13 protein-coding genes are annotated in these 12,089 nt (G+C 50.6%); 3 read left to right on the forward strand and 10 right to left on the reverse strand.

From position 1 onward, the window contains the following. Positions 1-14: 14 nt before the first annotated feature. Both grpE and dnaK read right to left on the reverse strand, forming a co-directional pair. On the reverse strand, positions 15-839 hold the full coding sequence (grpE, locus tag ACQY6Y_RS03080; protein WP_428378847.1) for a nucleotide exchange factor GrpE: 825 nt from the start codon (positions 837-839) through the stop codon (positions 15-17). 98 nt (positions 840-937) lie between these two features. Beyond that, positions 938-2,839 carry a molecular chaperone DnaK gene (gene dnaK, locus ACQY6Y_RS03085; RefSeq protein ID WP_428378848.1) on the reverse strand — a complete coding sequence of 634 codons (1,902 nt, stop codon included), beginning with the start codon at positions 2,837-2,839 and terminating at the stop codon, positions 938-940. 384 nt (positions 2,840-3,223) lie between these two features. Between dnaK and ACQY6Y_RS03090 the strand changes: the two genes are divergently transcribed. Both ACQY6Y_RS03090 and yfcE read left to right on the forward strand, forming a co-directional pair. Then, on the forward strand, positions 3,224-3,412 hold the full coding sequence (locus ACQY6Y_RS03090) for an ATP-binding protein (protein ID WP_428378849.1): 189 nt from the start codon (positions 3,224-3,226) through the stop codon (positions 3,410-3,412). A 145-nt stretch (positions 3,413-3,557) separates the two neighbouring features. Continuing rightward, positions 3,558-4,136: a phosphodiesterase gene (gene yfcE / locus ACQY6Y_RS03095; protein ID WP_428378850.1), complete on the forward strand. Its 579-nt coding sequence runs from the start codon at positions 3,558-3,560 to the stop codon at positions 4,134-4,136. 149 nt (positions 4,137-4,285) lie between these two features. Here the strand turns inward: yfcE and tnpA are convergent, their stop codons facing one another. The 4 genes from tnpA to ACQY6Y_RS03115 form a co-directional block, all read right to left on the reverse strand. Then, complete coding sequence (gene tnpA, locus ACQY6Y_RS03100) at positions 4,286-4,759, reverse strand: IS200/IS605 family transposase (RefSeq protein WP_428378851.1); 474 nt, start codon at positions 4,757-4,759, stop codon at positions 4,286-4,288. Positions 4,760-4,968: 209 nt separating this feature from the next. After that, complete coding sequence (locus ACQY6Y_RS03105; RefSeq protein ID WP_428378852.1) at positions 4,969-5,355, reverse strand: hypothetical protein; 387 nt, start codon at positions 5,353-5,355, stop codon at positions 4,969-4,971. A 108-nt stretch (positions 5,356-5,463) separates the two neighbouring features. Further along, positions 5,464-5,967, reverse strand: coding sequence for a DUF4352 domain-containing protein (locus ACQY6Y_RS03110; protein ID WP_428378853.1), 504 nt, complete (start codon positions 5,965-5,967; stop codon positions 5,464-5,466). Positions 5,968-6,149: 182 nt separating this feature from the next. Beyond that, positions 6,150-6,584 carry a hypothetical protein gene (locus ACQY6Y_RS03115; protein WP_428378854.1) on the reverse strand — a complete coding sequence of 145 codons (435 nt, stop codon included), beginning with the start codon at positions 6,582-6,584 and terminating at the stop codon, positions 6,150-6,152. Between the two features lie 165 nt (positions 6,585-6,749). Between ACQY6Y_RS03115 and ACQY6Y_RS03120 the strand changes: the two genes are divergently transcribed. Continuing rightward, a complete protein-coding gene (locus ACQY6Y_RS03120; protein WP_428378855.1) occupies positions 6,750-8,297 on the forward strand; it encodes an L-lactate permease in 1,548 nt (515 codons plus the stop codon). 45 nt (positions 8,298-8,342) lie between these two features. On the opposite strand, the gene ACQY6Y_RS03125 is transcribed toward ACQY6Y_RS03120, so the two are convergent. The 4 genes from ACQY6Y_RS03125 to ACQY6Y_RS03140 form a co-directional block, all read right to left on the reverse strand. Next, a complete protein-coding gene (locus ACQY6Y_RS03125; RefSeq protein WP_428378856.1) occupies positions 8,343-9,605 on the reverse strand; it encodes a serine/threonine-protein kinase in 1,263 nt (420 codons plus the stop codon). A gap of 1 nt (position 9,606) precedes the next feature. Then, entirely contained in the window at positions 9,607-10,047 is a 441-nt protein-coding gene (locus tag ACQY6Y_RS03130; RefSeq protein ID WP_428378857.1) for an XRE family transcriptional regulator, read from the reverse strand. 121 nt (positions 10,048-10,168) lie between these two features. Next, positions 10,169-11,125 (reverse strand): homoserine O-succinyltransferase, encoded by a 957-nt coding sequence (locus ACQY6Y_RS03135; RefSeq protein WP_428378858.1) that lies wholly within the window; start codon positions 11,123-11,125, stop codon positions 10,169-10,171. A 94-nt stretch (positions 11,126-11,219) separates the two neighbouring features. Continuing rightward, entirely contained in the window at positions 11,220-11,978 is a 759-nt protein-coding gene (locus ACQY6Y_RS03140) for a DeoR/GlpR family DNA-binding transcription regulator (RefSeq protein ID WP_428378859.1), read from the reverse strand. Positions 11,979-12,089 lie beyond the last annotated feature (111 nt).

Here is a 12,089-nt window from a genome sequence, read left to right on the forward strand (position 1 = left end):
TTTCAGGTCTCTTACTACTCCTGAGCCTCTTGAGACTCTGGGTCTTTCTTATCATTAGCCTCTTCGGTGTCAGAAACTGGTCGGCGCGGACCGCCATACGTTACTGTAACCATTGCTGTACGGATTACCTTGCCACCCATACGATATCCTGGCTGGTACACATCGCGCACAGTATCTTCGTACGCCTCATGATCTTCCACGCGACCAACAGCCTGGGCGCTCAGAGGATCGAAGGGTTCATTGGCGGGGTTTATCACCTCTACGCCTTCATGTGCAAGAACATCGAGCAGCTTCGTTCGCACAGCACTCATACCATCAACGAACTGCGCAAAGCTCTCCGGTGTGCCATCGGCATCGCCCGCGTGAGCAAGAGCACGATCAAAGTCATCGATCACTGGTATAAGCTTGGTAACAAGACCTTCGGTCGCACGCGCTTGCTCTGTCAAACGCTCTGTTGCAGTACGGCGGCGATAATTTTCCCAATCCGCCTGTAAGCGTGCAAGACGATCTTGAGCCTCCGATACGTCTGCCTTAGCCTTTTCAGTCTCTTGACGAGCTTCATCGAGCTTCGCTGCTAACTCATCGCGTTCGCGGCGAGCTTTATCCGCCTGTGCTTGGAAGTCTGCTTCAGCCGCCGCTTCTCCACGACGAATTGCCTCTGCAACCATAGCCTCTTCATCAAGCTCTTCAACAGTATCTGCAGCTTGTCCTGCAGAACTACCAGTTTCCTTCTCTTCAGTCTGGGCTGATGCGTCAGCACTCATTTCAGAACCCGATGCTTGCTCTCCTCGCTGAGGCTCATTTCTGAGTTCATCATCTGTTTCAATGGGCACTTTCACGTCGTCTCCCTCCGGGACCCAAAGGAGGGTGCTGACACACCCTCCAAATGAGTCTTTACCATCCGCTCTTTACGGATGTTCGGTTCCTAGATCGAGTCTTACTCGTCCTTATCGTCGTCAACAATCTCGTAGTCGGCGTCAACGACATCGTCGGAGTTGTCGGAAGCGGCGCCATTATCGGCAGCAGCCTGCTCATTAGTGGCTGAATAGACCACCTCAGCGAGTTTATGGCCAACCTGCTGAAGCTTTTCACCGGCAGCCTTGATAGCTTCGATATCGGTGCCATCAAGGGCCTTCTTAGCCTCATCAACTGCGCCCTGAACTTCGTTCTTCAGATCCTCGGGCACCTTGTCGCCAAGGTCAGCAAGCGTCTGCTCGGTGCTGTAGGCAAGGCTGTCAGTCTGGTTACGGACCTCAATCTCGTCCTTATGACGCTTATCCTCCTCAGCGTGAGACTCAGCGTCCTTCACCATGCGGTCGACTTCTTCATCGGAAAGTGCCGTAGAGCCAGAGATGGTGATCTGCTGCTCCTTACCAGTACCCTTATCCTTAGCCGTTACCTTTACGATGCCGTTTGCATCGATATCGAAGGTAACCTCAATCTGAGGAACGCCACGGCGTGCGGCAGGAATGCCCGTAAGCTGGAACTTGCCAAGGCTCTTGTTGTCAGCAGCCATCTCACGCTCGCCCTGCAGGACGTTAATCTCAACCGAAGTCTGGTTATCAGCAGCTGTGGAGTAAATCTCGGTCTTGGACGTCGGGATGGTGGTGTTACGGTCGATCATCTTGGTCATTACGCCGCCCATGGTTTCCACACCAAGTGAAAGCGGAGTTACGTCGAGCAAGAGGATACCCTCAACATCGCCCGTAAGTACGCCGCCCTGGACAGCTGCACCATCAGCAACAACCTCGTCCGGGTTTACAGACATGTTGGGCTGCTTGCCTGTCATCTGCTTGACGAGATCCTGAACAGCCGGCATACGGCTGGAGCCGCCGACGAGAATAACTTCTGAGATGTCGGAAAGCTGCATATTTGCATCGCGAAGTGCCTTGGTTACAGGACCCTTGCAGCGATCGAGCAGATCGCGCGTAATGCGCTCAAACTCGGCACGGGTAAGGGTGTAGTCGAGGTGCTTGGGGCCAGAGGCGTCTGCCGTGATGAAGGGCAGGTTGATCTGAGCCTGCTGAGCACTCGAGAGCTCCTTCTTAGCATTCTCAGCGGCTTCCTTCAGACGCTGCAGTGCCATAGGATCCTGACGCAAATCGATGCCGTTATCAGCCTGGAACTTATCGGCCAGCCAATCAATTATGCGCTGATCCCAGTCGTCGCCACCCAGGTGGTTATCGCCGTTAGTAGCAAGTACCTCAAAGACGCCATCGGCAAGGTCGAGGATGGAGACGTCGAAAGTACCGCCACCCAAGTCGAATACGAGAACCTTCTGATCAATGCCCTTCTTATCCAAGCCATAGGCAAGTGCTGCAGCCGTAGGCTCGTTAACGATACGCTTGACGTTAAGACCGGCAATCTTGCCTGCATCCTTAGTGGCTTGACGCTGAGCATCGTTAAAGTAGGCAGGAACGGTAATAACAGCGTCGGTAACAGGCTCGCCGAGATACTTCTCAGCATCGTTCTTCATCTTAGAGAGAATCATGGCGCTGATCTGCTCAGGCGTGAAGTCCTCTCCCTCGATTTCGACAACAGCGCGGCCACCCTGTCCCTCTTTGACCTTATACGGGACGGTCTTAATCTCGGAGGCAACCTCGTTGTAACGACGACCCATGAAACGCTTGATGGAAAAGACGGTATTTGTTGGATTTGTGACGGACTGGTTCTTTGCTGCCTTACCAACGATACGATCACCATCGGGGCGGAAAGCCACAACGGACGGAGTGGTGCGATCACCTTCTGCGTTTACGATAATAGTAGGCTCGCCACCTTCAAGTACTGCCATTGCAGAGTTGGTAGTACCAAGGTCAATACCTAGAATTTTGCTGCTCATAGTATGTTTCTCCTCCCTGAAGACGCCTGCGTTATGCATGTACGCCCTGGAACTTTATTTTCTTTACACCTTCATTGTATCCCGTGATTGCCCATCCTATACAAAATCTAAGCGTCTTTATACTAGATTTTTTAACCCTTCACAATTTATGTTTGTTGTTACAGGTTTATGTAGGCAAACCGCTGCACAGATGGTCATTCCGCGATGTGTCTCCCAATTGAGGGAAATTTTCATACCATTCCGAAAAACTATGCCATCTGTTCCCGACTAAACCTTGCAAACCACCGAGTGCATGATATTCTCAACGCAAGGAATCGTTCGCATGAACGCCTGGAGAGGATTTAAGGCGGCGAACGGATAGGGTTTACAAGGAATGGAGCAATTATGTCTCACCCCGTTATTGATGCCGACGAGTGCATTGCTTGCGGCGTTTGCGTTGACACCTGCCCTGCTGGCGTACTCGAGCTTGGCGACGAGTCTGCTCAGGTTGCCGATGGCGATGCTTGCGTAGCTTGCGGCGCTTGCCTTGACGCTTGCCCTGCTGGCGCAATCACCGAGATCGCTGAGGACTAAGTTAGCGTTCGGCACACAGCACACTTGCATTGCTGCATACGTATTTAATTAGGTAATGCAAAAAGGAGACCAAGCTATATGCCTGGTCTCCTTTTGTATGATGGGTGTTAGAACCAAACCCTCCGAGAGAAACAGAGGACGCACCATGAAGCTTCTTATTGCATCCGATATTCATGGATCGGCGGCCTGGTGTCGCAAACTCATGGACGCTATCGAAGCCGAAACTCCTGACCGTATTGTGCTTCTTGGTGACCTTCTTTACCATGGCCCCCGCAATGATTTGCCCGATGAGTACGCACCAAAAGAAGTTGCCGCAATGCTCAATAGCCTTGCCGAGCAGATCATCGCTGTGCGCGGCAACTGCGAGGCTGAAGTTGACCAAATGATGCTCGATTTCCCCTGCCTGGCGGACTATACCGTAGTGCTTGATTCTGGACGCTCCGCAGAAGGTACAGACGACGCTCATGCCATACGCGAGCTGTTCTGTACGCATGGACACGTATACGGACCCGGGCTTCACAATTCCATAGACAACCTGCCCAAGCTCGCTGATAACAGCATTGTGCTGTATGGACATACGCACATTAAGGTTGATGAAACTTTAACCGTTGGTAAAGTTCAGCTTCGCGTATTTAACCCAGGAAGCGTGTCTATCCCTAAGGATGGTTCACACAGCTACGGCGTGTATGAGGATGGGGAGCTGCACCACGTTATTCTGGAATAGTCCAATCAAAACCACCCGCACAGCGGGTGGTTTGCTCTTAGGGTATAACCCTAGGGTCCCAGGCCAGGGGCTCAAGCCCCCGGCCTGAACTGACGTTCAGGCCCGATAGCCCCTTGACTCGTGGCGGGCCGGTCAAACCGGCGGCGCGCCTAACCCTCCTTCTGCGGGCCCCTCGCGAAGGGATCCTCGTACTCCTTGACGCTCAGCCTGTCCTGGGCAATATCGGCGCGCTCCTGCTCGCGTATGTACTTCGCGATCGTGGCCTCGTTGAGGCCTACAGTGGAGACATAGTAGCCCTCCGCCCAGAACTTCCTGTTCCCGAACTTGTACTTGAGGCTCGCGTGTCTGTCGAACATGAGTAGCGAACTCTTCCCTTTAAGGTAGCCCATAAAGCTCGAAACGCTGATCTTGGGCGGGATGCTGACCAGCATGTGCACGTGGTCCGGCATCAGGTGCCCCTCTATGATCTCGACCCCCTTCCACTGGCACAGCTGCCTGAGAATCTCCCCCAGGTCCTTGCGGTATTGGTTGTAGATGACCTTCCTTCTATACTTTGGTGCGAACACGATGTGGTACTTGCAGAGCCACTTCGTGTGCGCAAGGCTGTTGGCCTTCTGGGCCACGGCAATCACCTTCCCCTCGGGGCCGGCGACCTGAACAATCACCATGCTAGAGGGGAAGGCATTTCGTTGCATAGCACCAAGTACTGTCCACCCGCACAGCGGGTGGTTTTCTATGCCGCGCGTACTGCGCGGCACGGACTAAAGTCCATGAACAAAAAAGCCCGGGGCAACCCGGGCTTTTTTGCTTACTTCGTTACGCTTGCTCCGGCCTAAGCCGCCTTTTTCATTTGAGCAAATGCAATGAATGACAAGACCATCTCCACAACAACGAACATGAAGTACGCTGGGAAAAGCACCATTGCCACTGCATACAAAATTGCCCCCGTTAATGCAAAGCCGCGTTTATTCATAAACACACCTAAAGCATTAAAGACTACAGCCAGAAAAGTCATCAAAAGATGCGGCATAACAAGCACTGTTGCAATTGCTGCTCCGGCCTGTTCTGCGCTTGAACTGTCGCCGCTTGCTGCGCCGAACCAATACACCAGGCTATATATCAGATATGCAGCACCAATAACGAGCGCGATGATTAGCAAGATATTCTTTTTCTGCTGCTTTGTTCCAGATGCTGGAGCATAATTTTGAAAGTCACTCATTTTAATCCCCTCATTTAATCTTTATTGCACCAGCACAGCCTGAATTGGTTGCGCAATACAACAATTAGCAATGGCTCTTCTTTACAGAGCTTATGGATGACGCGTCTGCTATGAGAGTACCCAGCTTGCGGTTGGCTCATTATCAAGAACGTTTCCGTAATAAAGCGCTTTTACCGTACCACCCTCAAAATAAAGGTTGCCAGTTACGGTACCGCCTGCAGCAAGGCTACCTGAATTCAGCTCTTCGGAGCTCTCAGAGTAGTACGTTGTGTATTCCTGAGCGCCTTGATCGGTTTCACCCTTCCAGTCGTAAGGGTTATAGTTTGCGGTTTCATCTCCATTGTTTGTATAGGTGACATTCACAGCAACAATTGGAGACCCGTCATAGTTCACAAGGCTAGCATCAACAGAATTAACGGTTACAGCGAGACCACTATCAGATTCAACTGTCTCTCCAACAGCAAGATCAAAAGAACTCTGTTCCTCTGTCGCCTCTTGCGTTGCTTCGTTCGAAGATCCGCCATTGTCTGTGTCAGATGTCCCGCCGCAAGCGACAAGAGCAAGAGAGAGCATTCCCGCAGCAATACCACATAGAATTCGCGAAGTTCTCATTTCTTTCCTTTCCTAAAGGTGGAAAATCTCTTCGTTCATTCTCAAAACAAAAAAGCCTGGTTTCATTAGCTGCGAGCTAAATCGATGATTTGCCGTACTAAGAAATGCAAGAAATACTTTCTTTATCGTCACAAATGCAGTGAGTCCGTTCGATCTATCTCTCATAAGCAATTTTCATTTGCTTAGTGAGGGCTTCGTCCTCCTTCAAAGGACACGAGTGTGTGCTCTCCTTGCGCCCACAGCAGGTCATCGCATATATCAATATTCATGCGACGATCCAAGCAATATGCAACGATAACGTCACGCGGAACGCTTGGCATGAGGGCGTTTGTTCCCCCGCGCTCCAACAGTTCACAAGTAGCATCAATACCCAGATGCATGCCAAAGGCCAGCTGTAACAACTTATCCCGACTGGCTCGTCTGGTGCCAGCAATAATTTGATAGCAAAAAGTTTGATTAAGGCGAGAGTCGCGCACAATATCACGACGACGAAGATTACGCGCGTTAAGTTCGTGAGCAATCCATTCTGAAAGCGATGGATTATCTGTATGTGCGAAAGCAAGGGCATCAGCCAGTGATATCTCTCTCTTCCGTATAAAATCCCATTCCGACCGCATTACAACCTCCTGCCTAACAGCATGAGGAAGATGCTTTGTCGTTTCATTAGCCGAAAGCTAAATTTCAGACCCACCTAATTACTCGTTGATTCCCAGCGATCTTATAAATAGGGCTTAAGTGTTACATTTAAAGACTGATTGCCCAGCACGACTTCAGGAGCTAGCATGCTCGAGCTTTTTGGAATGTTTGTATTCGCCCTCGCCCCTATCATCTGGCTTGTTATTGCCCTCTGTGGCCTCCACCTGCAAGCCCACATTGCAAGCCTAGGCGCCCTGCTTGTAGCTATTGTTTGCTCGATGGTTGGTTGGAGCATGACACCTCTTAATGTTGCCACCGCCGCACTTGAAGGCTTTGCCATGGCATTGTGGCCTATTGTTATCGTTATTATCGCCGCTGTCTTTACGTACAACCTTACGGTGCATACCGGCGCCATGGAAACTATTAAGGGAATGCTTTGCTCTGTTTCTGCTGATAAACGCATCCTTACACTGCTTATTGGTTGGTGCTTTGGCGGTTTCCTTGAGGGTATGGCTGGCTTTGGCACGGCAGTTGCTATCCCGGCAAGCATGCTCATGGCACTCGGCATTTCTCCCGTTACCGCTATTCTTTCCTGTCTTATTGCCAACGGCGTTCCAACCATGTTTGGATCGATTGGCATTCCTACAACCACACTTGCCTCTATTACAGGTATTGATGCAGGCGCACTTGCAACGGTGCAGGCTATTCAGGTCTTCCCGTTCGTTATCGCCTGCCCCATTCTTATGGTTATGCTTGTTGGTGGCGGATCAAAAGCGCTTAAAGGCGCTCTGCCGGCTGCACTTGTTGCCGGCTTCTCCTTTGCAATACCACTCGTTGCAGGTGCGTATTTTATTGGAGCCGATCTTCCAGACGTTGTTGCCTCCGTTTGTTCATTAGCCCTCACGTTTGCCTATAGCCTTACGCATCACGAAGGAAAAATTCCTGCGGAGTATCGCCTTGAGATTGCAAGCCCCAACTCGTCAGAAAGCGTTGCTGAGAAAATCCGCGCTTGGTCTCCCTTTGCACTCATTTTTGTTGTACTGCTTCTCACCAGCAAGCTCTTCCCCTTTATCAACGTGCCGCTTTCTGCCATTAAGAGCACCGTCAACATTTACGCTGGCGACCCCACTGCAACACTTACCTTCTCATGGGTTAACACGCCTGGTGTTTTGATATTTATCTGCGGAATTGTAGGCGGGTTCATTCAGCATTGCCCTCTTCGTGAGATGTTTGGTGTGCTTATCGCCACCATCAAACAGATGAGTAAAACCATCATCACGATGCTTGGTGTTTTGGCCTGCGCAAAGATCATGGGTTACTCAGGCATGATCGCAAGTATTGCCACCTTCTTTGTTACCGCACTCGGAGGGGCTTACCCGCTGGTAGCACCCTTCCTTGGCGCATTGGGCACATTCGTAACCGGCTCTGGTACCTCGAGCGAAGTGCTTTTTGGAAACGTACAGCTTCATGCTGCCCAATCTATTGGTGTAAACGAAACTTGGCTGGTAGCGTCCAACTCTCTTGGTATCAGCGCGGGCAAAATGCTCTCCCCGCAAAATATTGCAATTGGATGTGCTGCTTGTGGGCTCACGGGTAAAGATGGCGAGATTCTCGGCAAAATTGCCCCTTATGCCTTTGCTTTTGTCATTGTTATGTCTGTGTTGGTATTTGCTGGCGCAACTGCGCTTGGATAGATGGTTCGCCGTGCAACAGCCCGTCGGTTTCAGCGCAAATACTGGTTATCGACCTTCAAGAATAAGCTGCAATGTTGCCGCGACAAAAACTAACACAACAAACAGCACGGCAAGAAACGCTACCCATCCAACCATTCGTTTTGAAAAGGCACGACGGACCTCTTGTTGGGTATGACCTGCATAGACACCATACTGCAGAAATGCTGCAGGCCTTTCTAGGCACAGTATAGTGAAGCTGACAAATGCTAGCGTAAGGATAATAACCACCGAACAAGCTTCCGACACGCTGTTTGTTTGACTCATGCCCACAGTAGCTGTTGCCATCCAAAAGAGCACAGCCAAGACGCCTGCCAAAATAGATCTGGCTGCCTTTCGCTGCTCCTTCTGAAATGCCTTGAAAGATCCTTCAAACAACTTCAAAACATGAGCGACAGGAAACATGCCAAACGGTCCAACAGGGCCATCACTTTCCTCATCTCGAACACTGCCTTGTATCGCAGGTGTTCCCAAAGCTTTCTCTGGATACGATGCATCTTCTTGATAAAAGCCCGTATCACGCAATTCCGTAGCAAATGCACAGGCAGAAGCAAAGCGTTTGCTCGGCTCAAAAGCGGTTGCCATTCTCACCACGTCGGCGAGCAGGCTTGGTACGACCGCATCATTTTCCAACGCCTGCACATACTCCTTTGTGCCAGGCATTATTCCGGTGAGCATGTAACCGAGTAAGCAGCCAATGGCGTACACATCGGACCGCTCGTCAGTTTGTGTAAAGCCAAATTGCTCCGGCGCAGCAAAACCCCAGGTTCCAAGAGTTGTTGTGTCACGCAGATCATGTTCGCCATGAACACGAGCAATTCCCAAGTCCACCAGATGTGCGCCATCTGCTGCAAGAACTACATTGTTGGGCGTAATGTCCCGATGCACGACGCCGCAAGCATGCAAGGCCGCAGCGGCTTCACATACATCTAACGCGATCCTAACAGCCCGCGCTTCAGAAAAATGCCCGGCCGCCCTCATCCGCACAGTAAGTGTTTCGCCTTCCACGTAGTCGCAGATAACAACGAATTCATCAGGCAGCTCATAGCTATCCCAAATACGAGGAATGCGTGAGCATGTAGCTGTTGAAGCAGCTCTCCAAGCAGCAGGACTCGCAAGTGCTCGAGGAATACGCTTGCGCACAAAAGGACCTTCGATGCCACGCCAAACAAGTTCAGTCTTACATCCAGGCTTATCAGCAAGCACGCGCTCCACGCGATACAACTCATCGTGTTCGAGAATTGCAAGAAGTTGCTCGTCCTGCCCAGCCAAATTATTCCTCCGACAGCAAGGTTTTCTCGCCAAGACGCCACAACTCGTCATCGCATGCAACGCGGCTTAGACGATGTTCCAAACAAAAAATAACAATGGCGTCGCGACGCACCTTGCACCATAGTTCGTTATGGCCAGCAAAGCGCAGCATCCGCTGCGTTTCCTCCAGCGTGCACCCCATTCCGAAAGCGATCATGAGAACATTGTCGCGGCTCGGATGGCGTGTACCCTGAAACACTTGATAGCAATAGGTTGCATTCATGCCAGAAGCTCGAATTACTTCGGAGCGCGTTGCTTCGTGTACCTGCAAGAGCTCTTGCAAATAATCGGAAAGACAGCGCTCTTCTGCACGCACCTCTGAAAGATAAGCCTCCGGACTTGCACTTTCGAGCAGCATCTCCAAAAGCTCGTCAGTGAGTCTCTCATCGCCAGCTTGCACCATTTGTTGCTTATCTCCCAAAGAACCATACCGAGAAGAACATAGGCCGCGGCTCTTCCCGGTGCCTGACTTACTGTTTGATAGGTCAGAATCTTTCCTACTCTGCGAGGGCCCTTCAAGCTCCCTAGAACTTTTCCTCCATGCGCTCGCGCAGAGCATGAATACGCTCTGGAATGCGGTCGAGTTCATAAGGGGTCATCTGATAAATCCAGTTGAGCCAATTGCGATAGAGCAGGTTGGCGTGGCTGCGCCAGGTGAAGATGGGCTGACGCTCAGGATCGTTATCCGGGAAGTAGTTCTCCGGCAGACGAATAGGCAGTCCGAGTTTGAAATCACGCCAGTATTCGTCGGCCAATGTATCGCGACCATACTCAAAATGGCCGGTTACATATATCTCATGAAAGTCCTGTGTGGCGATAAGTGCTGGGCCAGTCTCAAAGCCCTGCGACAACACTTGGAGCTCGGGGTGCTTTGCCAACTCATTTGCATCAATTGCAGCGTGACGCGAGTGCGGCATATTGTGCACCTCATCAAACCCGTTGGTGAGGAAGTTGTACTCATCACACAAATGCTGCGGGAAAACGCCAAACAGTTTGGATCCAAGCTGACGTTTAGGAACTTGATGCAAGTGCCATAACATTGCCAATGCGCCCCAGCACAGGGACATCGTAGAAAACACGTGCTCCTGTGACCAATCGATAATCTCACACAGCTCGTCCCAGTAATCCACCTGCTCAAACGGCATCTGTTCCACCGGAGCACCCGTGATGATAAGGCCATCGTAGTTATTCTCTTTGAAATCCGAGAACGGCGCGTAGAACTTCACGAGGTGATCTGCAGACACATGCGTCGATTCATGGGAGCTCACGCGCATAAAGTCAATATCAACCTGCAATGGTGACTTTGAAATAAGGCGAAGAATTTGCGTTTCGGTCTCAATCTTTTTTGGCATAAGGTTGAGAATGGCTACACGCAAGGGACGAATATCCTGGCGATGCGCAGCCTCTTCTTCAAGCGCAAAAATATGCTCTTGATGCAGTGTAGTTTTTGCTGGTAACCCATCGGGAATGTTAATAGGCACGTCCTGTCTCCATTCTTTCGACTTATAACGTGTCTGTCCAAAGACAGAGACGAAGCGTTGAAGTTATTGCGCTCATTCTAGTATAGATACGCATTTAGTAGATGAGTTCAACACCAAGCTCTGCGCAGCGTGCCACCCATTCTTCCGGTGGACGTTCATCCGTTATGAGATAGGAGATCTTGTCCAAGTCTGAAAGCTCAAGAAATGCCACACGGCCGAACTTTGTATGGTCAGCAAGCACAGCTACCCGATCAGCCTGCTGCAACATAGTGCGTTTTACAACAATTTCTGATTCGTTAGAATCGGTTACCCCTTTTTGAAGATCTAGTCCGGCGCAACCAATAAGAGCAAGGTCAACGTGATAGCGCAAAATTGTTTGCGCTGCGGTCTCCCCATAGAATGCCAGCGCATTGCGGTTAAAAATGCCACCGGTAGAAATTATTTGAAATGCCATCTCTTCGGATGCGATAAGCGGCTCCACAGCATTGGTGAGCACTTTCAGAGAAGTGTCGTCGCCAACCACGCGTAAAGCTTCGAGCACTGTTGTACTGTCATCAGCCGCCACGGTCATACAATTGCGCAGGAACTCTTCTGTACACCGCGCAATATGTTGTTTAGCCTGAACTTGACGGCTTTTTCTCTCGAGAAAACGAGCCCCGCTGCGAGAAACGGTTGCATTCCATATAGCTCCACCGCGGATACGAGTAATAAAGCCCTGCTCTTCAAGCTTATCGAGATCTCTTCGAACAGTCTCCTCGGTAACATTCCACCGGTTGCTCAAATCTGCAACAGTCACCTTATGCGAAGCGTGGATATAACTTTTAATTTGTTCTTGTCGCTCAACGCCTCTCATAAGATGCTCCTTGATGCGCACAGACCAATATTCCTTTATCACAGATTATCATCACAATATAATCTTTGTTTCAAACATTTCAGCTGGTTTTTAGCAATCAGTTAATAAAGC

The organism is Olsenella sp. Marseille-QA0557 (assembly GCF_965119725.1).
Taxonomy (GTDB): Bacteria; Actinomycetota; Coriobacteriia; order Coriobacteriales; family Atopobiaceae; genus Coprovicinus; species Coprovicinus avistercoris.